The sequence below is a fragment of the Neobacillus nitrireducens genome, assembly GCF_030915405.1.
GTDB lineage: Bacteria > Bacillota > Bacilli > Bacillales > Cytobacillaceae > Neobacillus.
On the sequence record NZ_CP133262.1, the window covers coordinates 2,735,064 to 2,757,890 of the forward strand.

The 22,827-nt window shown below is 42.5% G+C and carries 14 protein-coding genes, 7 tRNA genes, 3 rRNA genes and 1 riboswitch; of the genes, 5 read left to right on the forward strand and 19 right to left on the reverse strand.

The features are described 5' to 3' along the window. Positions 1-9 precede the first annotated feature (9 nt). From RCG22_RS13165 to RCG22_RS13210, 10 genes are all read right to left on the reverse strand, one after another. Positions 10-85 (reverse strand) — tRNA-His (locus RCG22_RS13165). Between the two features lie 42 nt (positions 86-127). Beyond that, a tRNA-Asp gene (locus RCG22_RS13170) sits at positions 128-204 on the reverse strand. A 36-nt stretch (positions 205-240) separates the two neighbouring features. Further along, positions 241-314: transfer RNA gene (locus RCG22_RS13175), tRNA-Met, on the reverse strand. Positions 315-338: 24 nt separating this feature from the next. Further along, positions 339-431 (reverse strand) — tRNA-Ser (locus tag RCG22_RS13180). 21 nt (positions 432-452) lie between these two features. Continuing rightward, positions 453-529 (reverse strand) — tRNA-Met (locus RCG22_RS13185). Positions 530-546: 17 nt separating this feature from the next. Continuing rightward, positions 547-622, reverse strand: a tRNA-Val gene (locus RCG22_RS13190). Positions 623-660: 38 nt separating this feature from the next. Next, positions 661-735 (reverse strand) — tRNA-Glu (locus tag RCG22_RS13195). 43 nt (positions 736-778) lie between these two features. Then, a 5S ribosomal RNA gene (gene rrf, locus RCG22_RS13200) occupies positions 779-895 on the reverse strand. 185 nt (positions 896-1,080) lie between these two features. Next, positions 1,081-4,019: ribosomal RNA gene (locus tag RCG22_RS13205) — 23S ribosomal RNA — on the reverse strand. A 156-nt stretch (positions 4,020-4,175) separates the two neighbouring features. Next, positions 4,176-5,713 (reverse strand): 16S ribosomal RNA (locus RCG22_RS13210). The 16S, 23S and 5S rRNA genes sit together here with 7 tRNA genes alongside, the layout of an rRNA operon. A 464-nt stretch (positions 5,714-6,177) precedes the next feature. Here RCG22_RS13210 and RCG22_RS13215 point away from each other — a divergent pair. From RCG22_RS13215 to RCG22_RS13235, 5 genes are all read left to right on the forward strand, one after another. Further along, positions 6,178-7,143, forward strand: coding sequence for a LacI family DNA-binding transcriptional regulator (locus tag RCG22_RS13215; RefSeq protein WP_308103335.1), 966 nt, complete (start codon positions 6,178-6,180; stop codon positions 7,141-7,143). Between the two features lie 183 nt (positions 7,144-7,326). Next, positions 7,327-8,124 (forward strand): Cof-type HAD-IIB family hydrolase, encoded by a 798-nt coding sequence (locus tag RCG22_RS13220; protein ID WP_308103336.1) that lies wholly within the window; start codon positions 7,327-7,329, stop codon positions 8,122-8,124. A 231-nt stretch (positions 8,125-8,355) separates the two neighbouring features. Further along, a complete protein-coding gene (locus RCG22_RS13225; RefSeq protein ID WP_308103337.1) occupies positions 8,356-9,426 on the forward strand; it encodes a BMP family lipoprotein in 1,071 nt (356 codons plus the stop codon). Between the two features lie 10 nt (positions 9,427-9,436). Beyond that, complete coding sequence (locus RCG22_RS13230; protein WP_308103338.1) at positions 9,437-10,573, forward strand: carbohydrate kinase; 1,137 nt, start codon at positions 9,437-9,439, stop codon at positions 10,571-10,573. Then, entirely contained in the window at positions 10,570-11,484 is a 915-nt protein-coding gene (locus RCG22_RS13235) for a pseudouridine-5'-phosphate glycosidase (protein ID WP_308103339.1), read from the forward strand. Before RCG22_RS13230 ends, RCG22_RS13235 begins: the two co-directional genes overlap by 4 nt. 83 nt (positions 11,485-11,567) lie before the next feature. On the opposite strand, the gene RCG22_RS13240 is transcribed toward RCG22_RS13235, so the two are convergent. The 9 genes from RCG22_RS13240 to gcvPB form a co-directional block, all read right to left on the reverse strand. Further along, positions 11,568-12,992 carry a sensor histidine kinase gene (locus tag RCG22_RS13240; protein WP_308103340.1) on the reverse strand — a complete coding sequence of 475 codons (1,425 nt, stop codon included), beginning with the start codon at positions 12,990-12,992 and terminating at the stop codon, positions 11,568-11,570. Then, positions 12,982-13,656: a response regulator transcription factor gene (locus RCG22_RS13245; protein WP_308103341.1), complete on the reverse strand. Its 675-nt coding sequence runs from the start codon at positions 13,654-13,656 to the stop codon at positions 12,982-12,984. Before RCG22_RS13245 ends, RCG22_RS13240 begins: the two co-directional genes overlap by 11 nt. 202 nt (positions 13,657-13,858) lie before the next feature. Beyond that, positions 13,859-14,854 carry an adenosine deaminase gene (gene add, locus RCG22_RS13250; RefSeq protein WP_308103342.1) on the reverse strand — a complete coding sequence of 332 codons (996 nt, stop codon included), beginning with the start codon at positions 14,852-14,854 and terminating at the stop codon, positions 13,859-13,861. 58 nt (positions 14,855-14,912) lie between these two features. After that, a riboswitch (purine riboswitch) is annotated at positions 14,913-15,013 on the reverse strand. A gap of 90 nt (positions 15,014-15,103) precedes the next feature. Continuing rightward, on the reverse strand, positions 15,104-15,994 hold the full coding sequence (locus RCG22_RS13255; RefSeq protein WP_098261766.1) for an acyl-ACP desaturase: 891 nt from the start codon (positions 15,992-15,994) through the stop codon (positions 15,104-15,106). A 496-nt stretch (positions 15,995-16,490) separates the two neighbouring features. Further along, the gene (locus RCG22_RS13260; protein ID WP_308103343.1) at positions 16,491-17,666 is read right to left on the reverse strand and encodes an ABC transporter substrate-binding protein; all 1,176 of its coding nucleotides are present in this window, start codon (positions 17,664-17,666) and stop codon (positions 16,491-16,493) included. Positions 17,667-18,076: 410 nt separating this feature from the next. Further along, entirely contained in the window at positions 18,077-18,907 is an 831-nt protein-coding gene (locus RCG22_RS13265) for a carbohydrate ABC transporter permease (protein WP_098261768.1), read from the reverse strand. Next, positions 18,904-19,827, reverse strand: coding sequence for a carbohydrate ABC transporter permease (locus tag RCG22_RS13270; protein ID WP_308103344.1), 924 nt, complete (start codon positions 19,825-19,827; stop codon positions 18,904-18,906). The genes RCG22_RS13265 and RCG22_RS13270 overlap by 4 nt, the downstream gene beginning before the upstream one ends. Positions 19,828-19,928: 101 nt before the next feature. Further along, positions 19,929-21,221 (reverse strand): ABC transporter substrate-binding protein, encoded by a 1,293-nt coding sequence (locus tag RCG22_RS13275; protein ID WP_308103346.1) that lies wholly within the window; start codon positions 21,219-21,221, stop codon positions 19,929-19,931. A gap of 17 nt (positions 21,222-21,238) precedes the next feature. Continuing rightward, positions 21,239-22,816, reverse strand: a complete 1,578-nt coding sequence (gene gcvPB, locus RCG22_RS13280) for an aminomethyl-transferring glycine dehydrogenase subunit GcvPB (RefSeq protein WP_308103347.1) — start codon at positions 22,814-22,816, stop codon at positions 21,239-21,241. Between the last annotated feature and the right edge of the window lie 11 nt (positions 22,817-22,827).

The following is a 22,827-nucleotide window of genomic DNA, read 5'->3' on the forward strand; positions in this document are numbered from 1 at the left end:
ATAAAAAAATGGGGCGACTGATGGGAATCGAACCCACGAATGCCTGAACCACAATCAGGTGCGTTAACCACTTCGCCACAATCGCCAAAATCTATATATCAATAGTAGGAAACCTACTAGAAAAAAATGGCGGTCCGGACGGGACTCGAACCCGCGACCTCCTGCGTGACAGGCAGGCATTCTAACCAACTGAACTACCGGACCAAAGTTATTATCAAGCATAGCTTGATAATAACTTAATTGCGGGGACAGGATTTGAACCTGCGACCTTCGGGTTATGAGCCCGACGAGCTACCGGACTGCTCCACCCCGCGACAATATTATTTATGAAAAGATAATGGAGGAGGAAGAGGGATTCGAACCCCCGCGCGGTGTTACCCGCCTGTCGGTTTTCAAGACCGATCCCTTCAGCCAAACTTGGGTATTCCTCCAATTTCAAACAAATAATGATATGGTAGCGGCGAAGGGAGTCGAACCCCCGACCTTTCGGGTATGAACCGAACGCTCTAGCCAGCTGAGCTACACCGCCAAAAAACAAATAATATATGGTGGAGGATGACGGGCTCGAACCGCCGACCCTCTGCTTGTAAGGCAGATGCTCTCCCAGCTGAGCTAATCCTCCACATGAAAGTAAGTTGTTTTAAGCTTACTCAAAAAAATTGGTGACCCCTACGGGACTCGAACCCGTGTTACCTCCGTGAAAGGGAGGTGTCTTAACCGCTTGACCAAGGGGCCGTCTGTTAATATTAAGCAAAAATAATAGCCCCAATTGGGGCTAGCCTGGCAGCGTCCTACTCTCACAGGGACGCGTGTCCCAACTACCATCGGCGCTGAGAAGCTTAACTTCCGTGTTCGGTATGGGAACGGGTGTGACCTTCTCGCCATTGCTGCCAGACTATATGAGGGTTTCATTCCCTCAAAACTAGATAACTGACAATCATCATATAAACTTTTAGTTGTCCAGCTGCGGCTCCTAACTTCTCGGTCGTTTCGATCTGTCCCCACAAATCCAAAATCAGGATTTGCAGTGCCAGCCCTCCAACGTCTGTCGAAGTTGACCAGTCGCCTCCGCTTTTCTATTTGGTTAAGTCCTCGAACGATTAGTATCAGTCAGCTCCACATGTTACCACGCTTCCACCTCTGACCTATCAACCTGATCATCTTTCAGGGTTCTTACTAGCTTGCGCTATGGGAAATCTCATCTTGAGGGGGGCTTCATGCTTAGATGCTTTCAGCACTTATCCCGTCCGCACATAGCTACCCAGCGATGCCCTTGGCAGAACAACTGGTACACCAGCGGTGCGTCCATCCCGGTCCTCTCGTACTAAGGACAGCTCCTCTCAAATTTCCTGCGCCCACGACGGATAGGGACCGAACTGTCTCACGACGTTCTGAACCCAGCTCGCGTACCGCTTTAATGGGCGAACAGCCCAACCCTTGGGACCGACTACAGCCCCAGGATGCGATGAGCCGACATCGAGGTGCCAAACCTCCCCGTCGATGTGGACTCTTGGGGGAGATAAGCCTGTTATCCCCGGGGTAGCTTTTATCCGTTGAGCGATGGCCCTTCCATGCGGAACCACCGGATCACTAAGCCCGACTTTCGTCCCTGCTCGACTTGTAGGTCTCGCAGTCAAGCTCCCTTGTGCCTTTACACTCTGCGAATGATTTCCAACCATTCTGAGGGAACCTTTGGGCGCCTCCGTTACTCTTTAGGAGGCGACCGCCCCAGTCAAACTGCCCACCTGACACTGTCTCCCACCCCGATCAGGGGTGCGGGTTAGAATTTCAATACAGCCAGGGTAGTATCCCACCGACGCCTCCACCGAAGCTAGCGCTCCGGCTTCTCAGGCTCCTACCTATCCTGTACAAGCTGTACCAAAATTCAATATCAGGCTACAGTAAAGCTCCACGGGGTCTTTCCGTCCTGTCGCGGGTAACCTGCATCTTCACAGGTACTATAATTTCACCGAGTCTCTCGTTGAGACAGTGCCCAGATCGTTACGCCTTTCGTGCGGGTCGGAACTTACCCGACAAGGAATTTCGCTACCTTAGGACCGTTATAGTTACGGCCGCCGTTTACTGGGGCTTCGATTCAGAGCTTCGCTTAGCAGCTAACCCCTCCTCTTAACCTTCCAGCACCGGGCAGGCGTCAGCCCCTATACTTCGCCTTGCGGCTTCGCAGAGACCTGTGTTTTTGCTAAACAGTCGCCTGGGCCTATTCACTGCGGCTCTTCGAGGCTATTCACCTCAAAAAGCACCCCTTCTCCCGAAGTTACGGGGTCATTTTGCCGAGTTCCTTAACGAGAGTTCTCTCGCTCACCTTAGGATTCTCTCCTCGCCTACCTGTGTCGGTTTGCGGTACGGGCACCATTTATCTCGCTAGAGGCTTTTCTTGGCAGTGTGGAATCAGGAACTTCGGTACTAAATTTCCCTCGCTATCACAGCTCAGCCTTATGTGAGAAGCGGATTTGCCTACTTCTCAGCCTAACTGCTTAGACGCGCATATCCAACAGCGCGCTTACCCTATCCTCCTGCGTCCCCCCATTGCTCAAACGATAAAGAGGTGGTACAGGAATATCAACCTGTTGTCCATCGCCTACGCCTTTCGGCCTCGGCTTAGGTCCCGACTAACCCTGAGCGGACGAGCCTTCCTCAGGAAACCTTAGGCATTCGGTGGATGAGATTCTCACTCATCTTTCGCTACTCATACCGGCATTCTCACTTCTAAGCGCTCCACTAGTCCTTACGGTCTAGCTTCAACGCCCTTAGAACGCTCTCCTACCACTGACATCTAAGATGTCAATCCACAGCTTCGGCTGATACGTTTAGCCCCGGTACATTTTCGGCGCAGAGTCATTCGACCAGTGAGCTATTACGCACTCTTTAAATGGTGGCTGCTTCTAAGCCAACATCCTGGTTGTCTAAACAACTCCACATCCTTTTCCACTTAACGTATACTTTGGGACCTTAGCTGGTGGTCTGGGCTGTTTCCCTTTTGACTACGGATCTTATCACTCGCAGTCTGACTCCCACGGATAAGTCTTTGGCATTCGGAGTTTGTCTGAATTCGGTAACCCGATGAGGGCCCCTAGTCCAAACAGTGCTCTACCTCCAAGACTCTTACTACGTGAGGCTAGCCCTAAAGCTATTTCGGAGAGAACCAGCTATCTCCAAGTTCGATTGGAATTTCTCCGCTACCCACACCTCATCCCCGCACTTTTCAACGTGCGTGGGTTCGGGCCTCCATCCAGTGTTACCTGGACTTCACCCTGGACATGGGTAGATCACCTGGTTTCGGGTCTACGACCACATACTCATACGCCCTATTCAGACTCGCTTTCGCTGCGGCTCCGTCTTTTCAACTTAACCTTGCATGGGATCGTAACTCGCCGGTTCATTCTACAAAAGGCACGCTATTACCCATTAACGGGCTCTAACTACTTGTAGGCACACGGTTTCAGGAACTATTTCACTCCCCTTCCGGGGTGCTTTTCACCTTTCCCTCACGGTACTGGTTCACTATCGGTCACTAGGGAGTATTTAGCCTTGGGAGATGGTCCTCCCTGCTTCCGACCGGATTTCTCGTGTCCGGCCGTACTCAGGATCCACTCAGGAGGGAACGAAGTTTCGACTACAGGGTTTTTACCTTCTATGACGGACCTTTCCAGGTCGCTTCATCTACCCCGTTCCTTTGTAACTCCATGTTGAGTGTCCTACAACCCCAAGAGGCAAGCCTCTTGGTTTGGGCTATGTCCCGTTTCGCTCGCCGCTACTCAGGGAATCGCGTTTGCTTTCTCTTCCTCCGGGTACTTAGATGTTTCAGTTCCCCGGGTATGCCTTCTATACCCTATGTATTCAGGTAAAGATACTGTTCCATTACGAACAGTGGGTTCCCCCATTCGGAAATCTCCGGATCAAAGCTTACTTACAGCTCCCCGAAGCATATCGGTGTTAGTCCCGTCCTTCATCGGCTCCTAGTGCCAAGGCATTCACCGTGCGCCCTTTCTAACTTAACCGAAGTTAATTTAAAAGAACTTACTTGTTTATATGATGTCTTGTCAATTTGCTATCTAGTTTTCAAGGAACAAGTTTTGAGAGTTAATTCTCTCAAAACTAAACAAAAACAGAAACGTCATTTTAATGAAGTATCTAGTACTTCATATTATCCTTAGAAAGGAGGTGATCCAGCCGCACCTTCCGATACGGCTACCTTGTTACGACTTCACCCCAATCATCTGTCCCACCTTAGGCGGCTGGCTCCTTACGGTTACCCCACCGACTTCGGGTGTTACAAACTCTCGTGGTGTGACGGGCGGTGTGTACAAGGCCCGGGAACGTATTCACCGCGGCATGCTGATCCGCGATTACTAGCGATTCCGGCTTCATGCAGGCGAGTTGCAGCCTGCAATCCGAACTGAGAATGGTTTTATGGGATTGGCTAAACCTCGCGGTCTTGCAGCCCTTTGTACCATCCATTGTAGCACGTGTGTAGCCCAGGTCATAAGGGGCATGATGATTTGACGTCATCCCCACCTTCCTCCGGTTTGTCACCGGCAGTCACCTTAGAGTGCCCAACTAAATGCTGGCAACTAAGATCAAGGGTTGCGCTCGTTGCGGGACTTAACCCAACATCTCACGACACGAGCTGACGACAACCATGCACCACCTGTCACTCTGTCCCCCGAAGGGGAACGTCCTATCTCTAGGAGTGTCAGAGGATGTCAAGACCTGGTAAGGTTCTTCGCGTTGCTTCGAATTAAACCACATGCTCCACCGCTTGTGCGGGCCCCCGTCAATTCCTTTGAGTTTCAGCCTTGCGGCCGTACTCCCCAGGCGGAGTGCTTAATGCGTTAGCTGCAGCACTAAGGGGCGGAAACCCCCTAACACTTAGCACTCATCGTTTACGGCGTGGACTACCAGGGTATCTAATCCTGTTTGCTCCCCACGCTTTCGCGCCTCAGCGTCAGTTACAGACCAGAAAGCCGCCTTCGCCACTGGTGTTCCTCCACATCTCTACGCATTTCACCGCTACACGTGGAATTCCGCTTTCCTCTTCTGCACTCAAGTCCCCCAGTTTCCAATGACCCTCCACGGTTGAGCCGTGGGCTTTCACATCAGACTTAAAGGACCGCCTGCGCGCGCTTTACGCCCAATAATTCCGGACAACGCTTGCCACCTACGTATTACCGCGGCTGCTGGCACGTAGTTAGCCGTGGCTTTCTGGTTAGGTACCGTCAAGGTACCGGCAGTTACTCCGGTACTTGTTCTTCCCTAACAACAGAGCTTTACGACCCGAAGGCCTTCATCGCTCACGCGGCGTTGCTCCATCAGACTTTCGTCCATTGTGGAAGATTCCCTACTGCTGCCTCCCGTAGGAGTCTGGGCCGTGTCTCAGTCCCAGTGTGGCCGATCACCCTCTCAGGTCGGCTACGCATCGTCGCCTTGGTGAGCCGTTACCTCACCAACTAGCTAATGCGCCGCGGGCCCATCTGTAAGTGTCAGCCGAAACCGACTTTCAGCTTTTCCCCATGAGAGGAAAAGGATTATCCGGTATTAGCACCGGTTTCCCGGTGTTATCCCAGTCTTACAGGCAGGTTGCCCACGTGTTACTCACCCGTCCGCCGCTAATCACCGAAGTGATCCGCTCGACTTGCATGTATTAGGCACGCCGCCAGCGTTCGTCCTGAGCCAGGATCAAACTCTCCAAGAAAGTTGATTAGCTCATTTTGTTACGTTGGCTTAGCTTCACTTTCTTACGAAAGCTTCACTAATAATTTTTTGTTGACGTTTCTGCTTTGTTTAGTTTTCAAAGAACTATTTTTGCGACAGAACAATAGTTTATCACACCGCTTCAATAAAGTCAAATGTTATTTTGAAATAACTTTTTCAATAAATCAGCGAGGTTAATATCATACCATTCGTTATCGTACTTGTCAACTGGTGAAGGAAGTTTATTCGAGAAATTCATATCCTCTTCCGCAATGCCCTCATCAGATTTACTATATTACTATCATATATAAGTAAAGTCAACTATTATTCTATTAATAATTAAATTAATTATTTCGATCACAATATAAGGGCTGTAGATACTGATACTACAAAACGACAGGCTGATAATATACAATGATGCAAAGATTAATTATGGTGTCAGGCACCGTTAAGGAAGGTAATTGTATGACAAACATTAAAGATTTGGCGAAGATGGCTGGTGTATCTGTAACCACTGTTTCTCGAGTGTTAAATAAGCATCCGTATGTAAGTGATGAAAAACGGAAAGCTGTGCAGGAAGCCATTCAACAAAGTAATTACCAACAAAACATTAACGCAGTCCATTTAAGTATGGGGAAAACGTTTCTTATTGGTGTGGTTGTCCCCTTTATCGATCACGCTTACTTTGCCATGTTAATAAAAGGCATAGCCAATGAAGCGTTAAAAAACAATTACAATTTGGTATTATTTCAAACTAACTATATAGAAAGCCGAGAATTAGACGCCATGCAAATGCTAAAGCAAAAGCAGATAGATGCATTAATTATTTGTTCTAGAATATGTTCATGGAGCACGGTAGAAGCATATTTACCATATGGACCCATTATTTTATGCGAAGATACCAGAGGCAAGATGGTGTCCTCCACGTACGTGGACCACTATAAAAGCTTTATTTTTGCATTAAAATACCTATACACCAAAGGTCATCGTAAAATTGGGTATTGTATTGGAAGAAACTCAGGAACGAACAGCAAAAATAGAAAAGCGGCATTTATGGACTTTTGTGCGGAGTACCAGTTGTCTTATGAAACTGACTATATTTTTGAGCAATGTCTACATTCTGAAGATGGCGAACGAGTAATTGAACAAATTAAACAAATGGCTCATCCGCCAACAGCCTTGTTAGTCACTAGTGATGAGGTTGCAGCAGGGATTGTTACCTGTGCACAGACTCAGCATATTTATATTCCCCGTGACTTGGCTCTCATCGGATTCAATAATCAGCCCATCGCAAAAATGATGAATATTACGACCATTGAAATCCCGCTTATGGAAATTGGGAGTAAGTTATTTCTCCAAGGATTAAGTGATACAAAAGAGCCTTCTTATCAGGAAATACCCGTGACATTAATTGAACGTCAAACAGTATAATCCCCTTTTTATCATGTATCGAACTTTCTATAATCGAATTCTATTTTTAAATTTACATATATCCTCTTGACATGAAATGCGTTTCATAAATTATTCTTTCCTTGCAGGAAAATCACAACACAAGCCGGCGTGATCCGGAAACGGAGCGTAACGGCAGTGTTGTGTTTGACAGGGGGAAGAACAATGAATAAACCAATTGTATTTTTCGATATTGATGGAACATTACTAAATGAGAATAAAATCATTCCGGAGTCAACAAAGACCGCCGTTCGTTTACTTCAAGATAAAGGTATCCATACAGTTATTGCGACAGGTCGAGTACCGGAAATGTTTTATTGGATCCGTAAAGAATTAAATATTGATTCATACGTATCCATGAATGGACAATACGTCGTATATGACGTGAAAGAAATTTATTCAAATCCGATGAATCCAGAGTGGCTTCATTCCTTATCCCTAAGGACAGCAGAAAATGGCGATGCCTTAGCCTACTGCAGTGCTCAAGATATTAAGGTAAGTGCATCCAATCATCCTTTTATTGAAAGTAGTTTCGACACTTTAATGATGACCTATCCTGAGGTTAATCATCATTTTTATAAACAAAAGCCTATCTACCAAGGACACCTATACTGTGATACTAGTAATCACCAGCTGTATGTCGATCACTTTCCTGATTTTGAATTTGTGAAATGGCATGATTACGCCTACGATATTCTTCCAAAGGGAGCTTCAAAAGCTATTGGAATTCAGGCGCTGTTAAAAGTTCTAAATATAAATAATGAGAATTGCTATGCTTTTGGAGATGGACTGAATGACTTGGAGATGTTGTCTTCTGCCGGCACTGGAATCGCGATGGGGAATGCTGTTCCAGAAGCAAAGGCTGTTGCGGATATCGTCACTACCTCATCCTCACAAAACGGAATTCTTAACGGGCTTATACAGGTTGGACTATTGGAGGAAAAGCTGAAGAAAATTATATAAATGGATATATTTAAAGGGACTCCTCTTAATTGGAGTCCCTTATTTTTTTGAAGAATAGAGCATACTAAAAGTTGCCAGGGATAGTTTGCCTTGTACTAAGAAAATTATAGATAACATGGGTTGACCTAAAATAAGTCTAGGGTTATAATTCAAACATAAGTTTAATTTACAAACATAAGTTTACAAGTGCATTTATCTTATCCAAACATACATCATAAGGGGGAACTTAGTTTGAAAAAACAAAAAGTTGGAATGGCACTAACACTCGTTCTTGCTGCAGGGACTATATTAGGTGCTTGTGGAAAAAGCAATGACAACCAAGGCAAAGAAAAGGCAGAAAAGACTTTCTCAGTAGCAATGGTGACAGACATCGGCGGTGTTGATGACAAATCATTTAACCAATCCTCTTGGGAAGGCCTCAAAAGTTTTGGTGAGGAAAACGGAATGAAAAAAGGTAAGGGTGGCTACGATTACCTTCAATCTAAATCGGATGCTGATTATACAACAAACTTAAACAAACTTGCTCGTGAAGGATTTGACTTAGTTTATGCGATTGGCTTCTTGATGCCGGCAGCAGTAGAAGAAATTGCAAAACAACAAAAAGATTCTAAATTCGCAATCGTTGATGCTGAAGTAAAACAGCCAAACGTTGCAAGTATTCTTTTCAAAGAGCAAGAAGCCGGGTTCCTAGCGGGAATAGCAGCGGCTAATACAACAAAGTCTAACCATATCGGATTTATTGGCGGCATGGAAATTCCTGTTGTTGAACGTTTCGAAGCTGGGTTCTTAGCTGGTGTTAAAGCGTCAAAACCAGAGGTAAAAGTGGACGTGCAATATGCAGGTGCGTTTGACAAAGCCGAGCTTGGTCAATCTATCGCGTCAAAAATGTATTCTTCCGGAGCGGACGTCATTTTTCACTCAGCAGGGGCAACCGGTGTCGGTCTATTCAAAGAGGCCAATGACCGTAAGGCAAAGGATCCCAGCAAGGAATATTGGGCAATTGGTGTAGACCGTGACCAAGCTGACATGGGTCCGGATGTTGTCCTAACATCCGCTTTAAAACGCGTGGATATAGCTGTTAAAAACCTTGCAACAAAAACGAAAGAGGGTAATTTCCCTGGCGGTGAAGTTACGTTATATGGTTTAGCGGAGGATGGTGTTGGCTTAGCCCCTATCAATGCAAAAGCGGCAAACAAAGCGGATACTGAAGCTGCTATTAAAGAATGGGTTGAAAAGATTAAATCAGGTGCTGTAAAGGTCCCTGAAACACGTAAAGAATTAAAAACTTTTAGTCCAAAGTAATCGTACTGGAATGTACAAGATTAAATGGGGTGAGTTTGTGCCTGAAAGAATGAATGATAAAGAACAATTGATTATCGATTTAATCCGAAAGAACCCCTATGTTTCTCAACAAGAATTGGCCGAAATATTAGGATTATCTCGGCCTTCTATTGCCAATATTATTTCTGGTTTGATTAAAAAGGGCAATATTCTAGGCAGAGCTTATATTTTAAATGAATCGCAACATGTTATTTGTATAGGCGGGGCTAATATTGACCGTAAATTCCATATCAAAGAAAAAGCTCAATTAGGTACTTCTAATCCAATTTACGCTACTCAAAATGCAGGCGGAGTTGCCCGGAATATCGCTGAAAACTTAGGGCGGCTTGGAATGGACGTTTCACTCATTTCAACAAGCGGTGCTGATAAGGACTGGTCGGTTATTGAAGATTCATCATCTCTTTATATGAACTTAGAAACCGTGACCCAGTTCCCTGAAAAGTCAACAGGTTCCTACACGGCTGTTTTAGACGCGAACGGAGAACTAGTGATTGCTTTAGCGGATATGGAAGTGTACGAAGCAATCACACCAGATTTACTGCTTAAACATGATGTCCTATTAAGTCGCTCTAAATGCATTATCGTCGATTTAAACTGTCCGAAAGAAGCGATTCAATTCTTGTGTTCCTTTGCCTATAGTCACGATCTCCCGATTGTGTTAATACCCGTTTCATCACCAAAGATGAATCGATTACCGGATAATTTAGAAGGTGTAACATGGCTCATTACAAACCGGGATGAATCTGAAACATATTTCCAAATGGAAATCAAAGATGAAGTAGATTGGAAGAACGCAGTGGAAAAATGGCTGGCACAAGGGATAGCCAATGTGGTGATAACGAATGGAAAACAAGGCTCGATGATTGGTAATACGAAGGAAGGAATTTTTCATGTTCCTCCTATTGAAATTGATGAAGTCGTCGATGTAACGGGTGCGGGCGATGCTTTTTCCTCCGCAGTTATTTACTCTTGGTTAGAAGGTAAATCATTGATCGAAATTGCTAATGCCGGGAGTATGAATGCTTCTAAAACCTTGCAATCATCTTATACAGTAAGACAGGATTTATCCGCAGAACAACTACAAAAAGACATGGAGGAATTATCTTGAAACAATACATTACATTATCAGAAGAAGTACGTATCGCCAAGGAACAAGGAAAACCAATCGTTGCCTTAGAGTCAACCATTATCTCTCACGGTATGCCATACCCACAAAACGTGCAAACCGCACGTGAAGTAGAGCAAATTATCCGTGATAACGGAGCAGTACCAGCAACAATTGCAATCATTGATGGAAAAATTAAAGTCGGATTATCTGATGACGAGCTAGAAATGTTCGGAAAAAGTTCTGGAGTAGCAAAAGTATCAAGACGCGATATCGCTTATTTGATTGCTACAAAACAGCTGGGTGCTACAACCGTTGCAGCAACAATGATTTGTGCTGAATTAGCAGATATTCATATCTTCGTAACCGGAGGTATTGGCGGTGCTCACCGTGGTGCCGAGACTACCATGGATATTTCAGCAGACTTGGAAGAATTAGGACAAACAAACGTGGCTGTCATTTGTGCAGGTGCTAAGTCGATTTTAGATTTAGGGTTAACAATGGAATATCTCGAAACAAAAGGCGTACCTGTGATTGGTTATCAAACCGATGTACTCCCTGCTTTCTTTACACGTACAAGCGAATTCCCGTTAAACCTGCGTGCAGATGATGTGGATTCAATCGCCTCTACTTTAAAGGTACAATGGGATTTAGGTCTAAAAGGCGGCGCTGTCATTGCGAATCCGATTCCTGAAGAACACGCAATGGACGAGCAATTTATTAATGGCATCATTGAGACAGCATTAAAAGAAGCAGATGAACTCAAGATTGCCGGTAAAGATGTCACACCTTTCATGCTTGGCAAGGTGAAAGAACTGACTGGAGGCAAGAGCTTGGAGGCAAACATTGCTTTAGTTAAAAACAATGCCGTTGTCGGAGCTAAAATAGCTGTAAGTCTTAATGGGTTGAAATAAGAATAGATAAACTTTTATAGGCAGCTGCCAATTGTACTTGCTTGCAGATCAATCTATCTTTTAGATGCGTCTGCAAGCTTATTTTAATTTTTACCGTGACCGGTTGTATTTTGAACAAGTGGAATTTGAACAATGAATGTACTCCCTTTTCCGATTTCACTTGATACTTTAATTGTCCCTTGATGGGTATCCACGATCCACTTGGCAATGGAAAGTCCCAAGCCATGTCCGCCTATTTGCCGGGTACGGGATTTATCAGACCTGTAAAAACGTTCAAATATACGCTGGTAATCCTCTTGCCCAATTCCGATCCCCGTATCCTCAACCGTAATACAGAGCTGTTTTCCTTCTATAAAAATTGAGAGCTTAACTTCCCCGCTGTTTGGTGTGTATTTTATCGCATTGTCTAAAAGAATATATAAAAGCTGGGATAATCTTTGCGGGTCACCAACAATATATAGTGAAGCAGGTGAACGGAAGTGAAGTGCTATTTGCTTAGAAGCCGCTAGTGGGCGAACAGACTCGATCGCTCTTCCTGCTTGTGGACAGAAGTCAAAGATCACTAAGCTCAGTTGATTTGTATTGGAATCAGACCGAGCAAGCGTCAATAAATCACTCACCAAATGTGTCATCCGTTTTACTTCCTGCCTCATGTTCGTAAGCATTTTCCCTGCCAGGTCATTTTTCGGAGGCTCGATGGTCATTTCCACCGCATCGATGGATGATAGCAAGACACTTAACGGCGTCCTCAATTCATGCGAGGCATCGGCCACAAATTCACGCTGCCTTGAAAATGCACCACTTATCGGTATCATCGCCTTTTTAGACATGACTACACTCATGTAAATGGCTACGCCAAAAAATACGACCCCCATCGCTGTGAGTATTATTAACAGCAAGTGGAATAGCTGGTAGGCAAAGGTGATGTCCTTAGCGACATACAACTGACCCATGTATTGACCATTACCATAAATTGCCCGGCTCCCTATCATCAGACGAATATCCTGAGGTTCCTTACGCGGGCGAAATTCTCCCTTATTTCCCCTTCCCTTTACATTACCTTCCACATATAAGGTTGCCTTTTGAATTTCCCTATCAGTTTGAATCCCCCCTGTTATCAGCCGCAGGATATCAGTCCGCAGGCGCGAATCTGTTTCATTACCCATGATGATTTTCCCGTTCGAATTTATGACATAATAAAAGAACTGATCCACTCCTGCAAAGACCACCGCTTGGTTTTCTACTCCCGGGAGATTGTGCTGTTCATTTGTTGATAAGTAATTCTCAAGATAGTTTGCTTCTTGATTTATTAATGATTGAAGTTCACGCTCCTGGTTATTTAGAATCACAACATACAAAACGGTATACACGATTCCAATAAAAAGAACGAGAAAAAGAATGAGCAGCCCACTGTACATGCGCGTTAACCGACCTTGTGTGGCCTTAAAAATATCTCTATCCCTATAGTTCATAAGCGTTCGGAAAAATGAGCGAATGTTAGCTTCCAAACTTATAACCTACCCCTCTGATACTTTCCACCAACCCTTGTTTCCCAAAGGATTGAAGTTTTTTTCGGATTAATTTGACGGTTGCATCGATGGTTTTCGGGGCAACCTCTGAATCAAAGCCCCAGATTCGTTCAAGAATCAACTCACGCGGCAGAACCTGTCCCTTATTTTTCACCAATAAATCTAAGAGTTGAAATTCACGCGGACTTAATTGAATTTCACCGCTTCCTAAACGAACACTATGGCTCATCCGATTCAGAATCAATCCTTGAATTTCAATTTCCTCTTCCAATATCGGTGCGTAGTTACGGCGGGAAAGCGCTCTGAGCCGGGCTAAGAGCTCATCAATTTCAAATGGTTTAACAAGGTAATCATCCGCACCGGCATCTAATCCCTCAATCCGATCGCCGACGGTATCTTTGGCGGTTAACATCAAAATAGCACCTGAATATCCTTGTTTACGTAACCGCTGGCAGACATCAATACCAGTCCCGTTAGGCATCATCCAATCCATAATGATGACATCGTATTGCGAGGCGGTGGCGTAATAGTACGCATCTTCCCCATCCACCACCCATTCGACCTGGTAGCTGCCTTTCTTTTTTAACATATATACGATCAATTCCCCAAGTCGGATATCATCTTCTGCAAATAAAATATTCATGATAGGCCCCCTTTTTGAGAATGACTTTAGAAAATAGAAGAGTCCTCTCTAGTAACTCAAATCTAGCATCGTAACCTTAACGTTTGCTTAAGAAATTTAAGAGGAATCCATGTGAAAATTGTTTAAGAACAAAAGGCAGAAAAAGGGTGTCAGGCACCATGTGAATTTTTCACATGGTGCCTGACACCCTAATTACTTATGATTAAAAGATACAATTCTTCAGCATTTCTTTTGTATCGGCATCAGCAAAGCTTGCTTCAACACTATTAAGGTAAATTTGCCTATAATCATCTTCACTTATATTGAATTCTTTAAATACGATGTTACATTCATTCGCCATCGTTGTATTAGATACCGTCCGGTTATCGGTATTAACAGTTACCTTTATTCCATCCCTATGAAACTGATAGATTGGATGTTCACTAAACTGGTTTACTGCTTTGGTTTGCACATTACTTGTTGGGCACATTTCAAGCACAACCTGCTTTTCCTTCACAAGGTTATATGCCTCAGGACAATCCTTGATAAATACGCCGTGTCCAATTCTTTCCGCGCCCAATAATTCAACAGCCTCTAATACATTCCTTCCAACCCCCGTTTCACCCGCGTGGATTGTTACTCTATATCCATATTGTCTAGCTAAGGCAATCGGTGCCACGAATTTCCCACAAAACCCTTCCTCTTCCGATGCACATAAGTCGATGGCCACTACACCGTCTCCAAGGAATTTCTTCCCCTTCTCTACGACCTCAAAAGCATGGTCCACAGACATGGTTCTCATGCAGGAAAGAATCAAGTTTCCCTTAATGTCAAATAGCTTTTCGGCATCTTTCATTCCAGCTAAGACGCTTTGGATGATCTCTTCAACGTCTAATCCCTCAACCGTATGAAGGAGCGGAGCAAATCTTACCTCCATGTATTTCACATTTTCTCGGGCCGCATCCTCAAAAAGTTCAAAGGTAATTCTTTTAAGATTTTCTTTTGATTGCATAACTAAATTAGGGATAGCAAATTTCTCTAAATATTGGTCAAGAGATACGCATTCTATTGGCGCAATGAGCTCGTTTTGAATCCCGCCGATTTCCATGGAGGGTAAACTGATACCCTCTCTCTTTGCGATATCAATAATAGTTTTAGGTCTAAGACTACCATCTAAATGGCAGTGAAGTTCAATTTTGGGTAAAGTCGAGAAATTCATTTTGGGGTTACCTCCTAGTTTTTTATAAAAAAAAAATTCCTGATTACGAAGAAAATACAAATACATGTACCTTCTTCGTAATCAGGAATTTATAGGTTCCTGGTAGAGACCTCCAAACCATATCATTGGAGTTATACGAAAGTTTTATTAAATTAATATTGGTCAAGAATAATAAATTTTATTATTAAAGTCAAGCGATTAAAATTGGAATAAAACCCAAAAAATATTTGCGCCCCATCAGGAAGTATCTTATTTATTTCTATAGAAGCGCTCTCTTACTTTTTTCAATCGGGCGTGATATTTGAGAATGTCGAGTCTAGCTTTTTCCGCCTCCGGTGCCATGGGCCTTAATTTTTCCAATTCCCAATAATCAACAATCACATCTAGTACTTGATCAAAGTATTCTAGTGGACCATAGTTTGCCTCTTTTGCAATAATCGCCATCCGATCTTCAAAGTCAGGCATGACTGTACCGGGCATCTGAAAGTTTTTAATGACATGTCCTAAGTGATAACAGTAATTAGGTTCCAATTGCAGGTGATATTTAATCACATCACGATAAAAGGCATAATGCAACGTTTCATCCTTTGCCAGACGGCGAAGAAGGCTAGCTAAATCCTTATCATGGGCTCCAGCTACTTTCGCCACATTATTATAGAAGACCATGGTTGCTAACTCTTGGAGCGAGGTATAGACCATCGTTTCAAAAGGCGTATGGTAATCAGGATTCCAGCCATTCTCAACCGTTTGTTTGTGCAATTGGTGGAGGCGCTTCGGATCTACATTGCGTGTTATTAGTAGATATGTTTCAAGCAGATTGGAATGTTGATCTTCTTCTGAAGTCCATGTATGGACAAAATCTTTAATTACGGTTAATGACCCCTTAAACGTTTGATCTAGATGAGAGGTAAACCACGGCAAATTCACTTCGGTTAAAAGTGCCGTCTCCACTGCAGTAATAATGGAAGCAGGCAATGTAACCTGGCTTTCCTCCCAGGGCACCCGCCTGAAATCCATTGCCTTATCCCATGGTAAGAAATCATGATAACCCCAATCTACTTTCTCAGACCGCTTTTTATGTTCTTCATATAAATCAATTAGTTTAGGCTCTAATCTAAAATCCAAATCATTTGTTAACATCGTAGTCCCCCGTTGTGGTAAAATTCGTTCGTTTTCCGTACAAATGCTCCAAGGGTGAAAATACTCCCTTTTTATACCCGTTTAACTTTCCGGGGTACACAATCTTTGGTGCCATTACTTTATATCAGATATTAGCACCTACTACCAAATTAATTATAACACAACTATTCTGAATTTTACTAACAATTGACTTTCCTCTATCTTCATTTCAGCCGTACACAACTGGTTAGAATTCCATTTCGAACCTTCGCTGGCAAATTTCATGGGGACTGGTGCTTTTTCTAACTCTTACTCTTAACCAATGATGAGCTGCGAGACCAGATGGGAATCACCGGAAGAGAGTATGCATTAACACAGAGATGGGATCAGATTTTTGAAGATCTGAATTGGCAGTACAAGAGTGTGATTGAAGAACAAAACGGGCAAAAATATGCATAATTAATTGAAAGAAAAAAAGTGAAATAGAAGGAGATCCTTCCATTTCACTTTTTCTATTTTACGGATTTACCTTAGCGTTAAATACTTGCTTACCGTCTTTATATTCTAAAACGGTTGCTGATTTGATTGGATTGTGGTCTTTATCGATTGAGATCTTACCTGTAATTAACGACAGATCTTTAGTTTGCTCTAATGCATCCTTAATTTTTGCAGTATCCGTACCACCCGCACGCTTAATCGCATCTGCTAATAGATAAACAGTGTCATAGCCAAGTGCATTAAAGGCGTTAGGAGCTTCACCATTGAACTTTTCTTTATAGGTTGTTACGAACTTTTGAATCGTTTTATCAGGATCTTCAGACGCGTAATGGTTCGTGATAAATGTGTTGTTTAGCGCATCCTTACCAGCTAATTCTACTAACTTTGGTGAATCCCAGCCGTCAGCACCCATTAATGGAACCGTGATACCCAATTCACGAGCTTGTTTCACGATTAAACCAACTTCTTCATAGTAACCAGGAATAAAGATAAATTCTGGATTTTTTGACTTAATGCGAGTTAATGTTGCACGGAAATCTGTATCCTTCGCCACATAAGCCTCTTCAGCGACAACTTTACCGCCATCTTTTTCAAATGTTTCTTTAAATGAAGCTGCTAAACCCTTAGCATAATCACTTGCACTGTCTGCAAAAATAGCCACATTCTTTACATTTAATTTCTTCGCAGCAAAGTTACCAGCCACAATTCCTTGGAAAGGATCAATATAAGAAGTACGGAAAACAAATTCGTTTAATTTTCCATCATCCCCAACTGTTACATTTGGGCTTGTCCCTGAAGGAGTTAATAGAATTGTTTTTGTATCATTTGCGATTTGTGCTTGTGCTACAGTATTACCACTAGTGGCTGCACCAATAATAGCCGTTACTTTATCTTGGCTTGTTAATTTAATGATACCGTTTGTCGCTTCAGCTGCCTCGGATTTGTTATCTACTTTAATTAGTTCTAGCTTTTTACCCTTTACTCCGCCAGCTTTATTAATCTCATCCACTGCGATATCGACACCGTTTTCGAGTGACTCCCCGTAAGAAGCAACCCCACCGGATAACTCTAAGTTTACGCCTACTTTAATCGTTTTACTGTCACTTCCTGAACTTTTTGGTGCTCCTGAACAACCTGCAAGAACTCCGGCTAATAAAGCGGAAGCCATAAACATTTTTGCCCATTTCTTCTTCATCCTAAGGACCCCTTTTCTTTTGTCTGAGTTTTCTGACATATAACAACGTAGTTTGTTAGATTAACTAACAAATCAACCATTAATGCCAAATCTATTTAATAAATATTATTTTAGAACAATTTTATCGATTCGTCTAGTATATTTTTTATTTATTTAAATATTTCTGAAACTTACGATTTACCAGTATTAATGATAACGCTTTCAGTGATAGGGTCTCGAAATAGTTATTCAAATTCTATCTCACTTTTTTAAAAAGTTATTCTAAAATTAAATTGGGTTTCCTTTACATTGATTACAGATAAATACAATTCTAAAGACGAGGTCCTTTTAGCAAATAAAAGAGTGTCAGGCACCGCTCGTGGACATTTGTCCACGAGTGGTGCCTGACACCATGTTCTTAACACCTGGGTTTATTCTTTTACAGACCCACCTAAAATCCCAGAGATAAATTGTTTTTGGAGCACTAAGAAGAAAATCATGATTGGAATTGTCGATAACGTGGTTCCTAGCATTAGCTGTCCGTAGTCAATCCGCGCCATCCCGATTAAACTAGATAATGCCACCGGAAGTGTGAACATTTCCTTTGAATTCAGCGTAATAAGCGGCCATAGTAAGCTGTTCCATTGGGACATAAATTGGAAAATTGCTACGGCCGCCAATGCTGGTCTTGTTACTGGCAAAATAACTGAGAAGAAAATTTTCAGCTCCCCTGCCCCGTCCACACGTGATGCTTCAATAATTGAGTCTGGTACGGCCTGCATATTTTGTCTCATTAAATAAATGGCAAATGGTGAGGCTAGACTTGGTAAAATAATCGCTTGATATGTATTTAACCAATTGAAGGAAACCATTAATTCAAACAACGGAATCAAGGTCACTTGAAAAGGGATCATTAAGGAAAACAAAATAATGAAAAAGAAAAAGTTCTTCCCCTTAAATCTAAATTTCGCAAAGGCATACCCGGCCATTGCACAAATAAATGTGCTGGCAATTGTATAAACGATCGCAATAAATATAGAGTTCCAAAATATCTTAGCGATGCCTAATGACTCATTCAGCGATTGAAAGTTCTTTGCTAAGTAATCGCCAGGAAGGAGCTTAGGCGGGAGATGGAAAATCTCTCCTGAGGGAAGAGTGGAGCCAATCAGCATCCAATAAAATGGACCGATGGAAAGAATGACACCCAAGACCAATAAACAATAGATTCCTATTTTTGTAGAAAGCTTCTTCTGAGTAATCATTCTTCAATATCACCTACCAATTTCATTTGGATCCAGGAAACAAGCGCAGTTATAAGGACAAGTACATAAGCGATAGCTGACGCATATCCAAAGTCAAAAAATTTAAATCCTTGTTCATATAAATAAAGCGTAATCGTCATTGTTGCGCTATTAGGACCACCATGAGTTAATATGAAAGGTTCATCAAAAAGCTGAAGTGTTCCGATTGTTGACATAACGACAGTAAAAATAAAGACAGGCTTTAATAGCGGGATGGTAATCATAAAAAATTGTTTGACCTTACCGGCCCCATCTATACTCGCAGCTTCATAGAGTTCAGAGGGAATATTCTGTAATCCTGCCAAGAAAATAACCATGTTATAACCTGTCCATCTCCATGTCATAACCAGAATCACAGAAGCTTTCGCCCAAAAAGGCGTCGTCAACCAATGGATGGAGTCAATTCCTACGAATGATAATAAATAGTTTACTAACCCAAAATGTTCATCTAATAAAATCATAAAGACGATGGATGCTGCTACAAGCGCAGTAATCGCTGGCATAAAGTACGAAATCCTGAAGAATGCTTTCGCTTTTATTAAGGATGTATGAAGACCAACAGCAATTAATACTGCTAGAAAGAGCATGATGGGAACTTGGATAATTAAAATTTCAAAGGTGTTTAATAGGGATTTATAAAATATGGGATCATGAAACAATCGTGAATAATTGGCAAAGCCAACAAAGGATTTCTCCACTCCACGGACCTGTTGAAAACTAAGGAATAATGAAGAGATGACTGGATAAACAGTAAAGATTAATATAAAAACAAAAGCTGGTCCAATAAAAATGTACGGAGCACTTTTAGGAGTTAATAGATATTTTCTGTTTTTCACTCGAATGTTTGCAGTCGTTTCTGCTATTTTTTCAGCTTGGGCCACCCGATACACCTCCATGACTTAAAGAACTAATGAACGTAGAGCTGAAAAATGTTGGTTTCATTCTAACTTCACCATTCACCTTTCAGCTCTGTTACTATTCCTTATTTCATTTCATTTTCTAATTGTTTTTGAGCATCCGTTAGTGCTTTGTCCACTGGTTTATTTTCAAGTAAAATTGCGGCTTGAGCATTAATTGTAATAGAGCTGGCCTTTGCATAGTTCTCATTTAAATAAATTTTTGGAACCTGACCGACAATATCAGAGAACTTTTTGAATACTTGACCATTATTGAAGTACTCACTTTTTGCCGTAAATTGTGGTGCACTATATGTTTCCTTTAAAGATGGGAATAGCCCATATTTTTCAAAACCTAAAAGCTGTGATTCTTGATCGGTTGTGAAGAATTCAGTAAACGCATAGGCTGCCGATTGATTTTTACTAGTTGAAGGAATTAACAAGGAGGATCCTCCCAAATTAGCAAATCTTGCCGCTTCATCTGTAAAGCTTGGCAGATAAAATACGTCCCATTTTCCCTTTAAATCTGGAGCTTGGTCCATAATGGTACCAGCATACCAAACACCATATGGAATCGTTGCAACACTGCCATTTACTGTTGCTGTTACTATACCGTCCCAACCATTATTATTTAGGATTAAATCTTCTTCGTGGAGCTTCTTAATGGTTTCCATTGCCCGTTTAGCTTCAACTGATTGAAGATTAATTTTCCCGTCTTTATCAAAGTAAGAAACACCTTGCTCCTGCATCATCATTTGGAAAACACCATCATGGTTTGCTATATCAATTGGTAATAACTGAGCACCTGTTGCCTCTTTAATTTTCTTACCTGCTGCAATATAATCATCCCATGTTTTGATGGAATTAGGATCAACCTTTGCTTTTTCAAAGAAATCGACACGATAGAATACACCTGCAGGGCCGATATCCCACGGAGCGGCAATAAATTCTCCATCCTTATTCTGAACGGATGCGACTTTAGCTGGACTGAATGAGTCAGTGTACTTATTAAATCCATGCTTGTTTAAATTTAAAAATCCTTCGGGGAATTGGTGAACATACCCTGGAATCCGTTCATCTTCCATTAGCACGACATCCGGTAAGCCTGAACCTCTTGCGGCTAAACCAACTGTCAGTTTGTCATAGAGGTCGGAACTATTAAAATCTTCGACTTTCACTTTTACATCTGGATACTGTTTCTGAAACCTCTCAACGGATGCTTTCATTGTTGCTGCAGCGACATCCCAGCCCCAAACCGTGATGGTTCCTGATGGATGCTTTGAATCCCCTGTTTTCCCCTGATCACTAGTTGTTTTATTGGAGCAGGCAGCTAGTAGTAAAAGAAGCATGACGAGCATTAAAGACATGTACTTTTTCATGTTTCATTCCCCATTTACTAAGAATTTATGGTTTCGGTTTTCTTTATTTTTTTCAAATAGGAACGCCAAGTAATGGCCCACTTTTCAGGATTCTCAAAAAAGTCCTGCTCATCCACACGATGAATGGTACTATTATGCGGTGCACTTTTCACTACTTCAGGATTGGTATACGCCTCGTTAGAAATATGTGTTAATGAGGCAATGTACTCGTCTAAATCTGCTTTTGAAGTTGATTCTGTCGGTTCAAGTGTAAACGGCTCAGGTACAACATAGGGGTGATGACTAGACCAATAATGATGGGCAAAATCAGCCATCCGATGGGAAATATCCTCTGTAGTGACGCCAGTATCTTTCGTTAATTGCTCCCAGCTATAACGGACTTGCTCCAGCCTTTTTCCATTAATATAAGGAGCATCCGCACCGCGGATCTTTAATATCTTGTGGTACAAATAATTGTTATTTAACACGGCCACTTTAGCTACATCTTTTAACCCTTCTGCACCAAGGGATCGAATCCAAGCATATGCACGTAACACGGTTTGTGGTACTCCTTGAAACGAACGCACTTTCCCAATACTATGATGCAAGTGATCATTCAAACTATAATTCTCACCTTGTTTTTCAACGATCGGTCCCGGCAAAAATTCTTTTAGCTTATCAACAACACCCAATGCTCCCGTCGCCGGTCCGCCGCAGGCATGCGGTGTGGAGAAGGTTTTATGGAGGTTGAAGAAGCACATATCAAATCCAGCCTCTTTCGCTCGTGTAATACCTAGCAGCCCATTGGCATTTGCCTGGTCATAATAACAAATCCCGCCTGCTTCATGGACAATTTTTGTAAATTCTTTGATACGTGGATTATAAATCCCCGTATCTTCAGGATTAGCGACAACAAATCCTGCCGTTCTGTCGGAAACGGCTGCTTTTAACTTTTCGATATCTGGGAAGCCGTCTTTATCTGGGTACAACGTGATAATTTTATACCCCTTTACAGCTGCGGTTGCGGCTTGGGAAGGATGCGAAAAAATGGTCGTGATGATTTCATTTCGCTGTTCCCCTTCTCCTTTCGACTCATGATAAGCTCGAACGATGGAGGCCATTGTGAATAAGGATTGCGTTCCGCTCCCCGGCTGGAAAGAAAAGTATTCCATTCCAGAAATCTCTCTCATGCACAAATCCAACTTGTAAATAATTTCAAGCATTCCTTGGACTGTGCTAACATCTTGCAAAGGATGCAGTTCCGTCATTTTAGCTGAGGAGGCAAAGGCTTCGTTTATTTTCGGAGAATACTTCATCGTACAAGTTCCTTGTCCGATTTCAACGTTAAAGGCCGCTCCTAACGTTTCCTGTGATAAACGTAAATAATGGCGCAATACTCTATTCTGAGAAATTTCCGGTAAATTTGGTTTCCTTTTTCTAATCATTTCTGCTGGTAGGGCCGAGACCCCATCCCCTACATGATTTTCAATACTTTCTTCCACCATCGGGAGTGTGACTCCCCGCTCTCCGCTTTTATGAAGTTCGAAAATAATCGGCTCATCCCATTTTGCTTGATGAAAATGTCTTACCTTCTGATCCCTATTAATTTTTTGCATTTACATACACC

Bases quoted from the DNA above. Each gene is read 5' to 3' on its own strand.
- RCG22_RS13215 (WP_308103335.1), top strand. From the start codon at position 6,178: ATGACAAACATTAAAGATTTGGCGAAGATGGCTGGTGTATCTGTAACC.
- RCG22_RS13220 (WP_308103336.1), top strand. From the start codon at position 7,327: ATGAATAAACCAATTGTATTTTTCGATATTGATGGAACATTACTAAAT.
- RCG22_RS13230 (WP_308103338.1), top strand. From the start codon at position 9,437: ATGTACAAGATTAAATGGGGTGAGTTTGTGCCTGAAAGAATGAATGAT.
- RCG22_RS13245 (WP_308103341.1), bottom strand. From the start codon at position 13,656: ATGAATATTTTATTTGCAGAAGATGATATCCGACTTGGGGAATTGATC.
- add (WP_308103342.1), bottom strand. From the start codon at position 14,854: ATGAATTTCTCGACTTTACCCAAAATTGAACTTCACTGCCATTTAGAT.
- RCG22_RS13255 (WP_098261766.1), bottom strand. From the start codon at position 15,994: ATGTTAACAAATGATTTGGATTTTAGATTAGAGCCTAAACTAATTGAT.
- RCG22_RS13260 (WP_308103343.1), bottom strand. From the start codon at position 17,666: ATGAAGAAGAAATGGGCAAAAATGTTTATGGCTTCCGCTTTATTAGCC.
- RCG22_RS13265 (WP_098261768.1), bottom strand. From the start codon at position 18,907: ATGATTACTCAGAAGAAGCTTTCTACAAAAATAGGAATCTATTGTTTA.
- RCG22_RS13275 (WP_308103346.1), bottom strand. From the start codon at position 21,221: ATGAAAAAGTACATGTCTTTAATGCTCGTCATGCTTCTTTTACTACTA.
- gcvPB (WP_308103347.1), bottom strand. From the start codon at position 22,816: ATGCAAAAAATTAATAGGGATCAGAAGGTAAGACATTTTCATCAAGCA.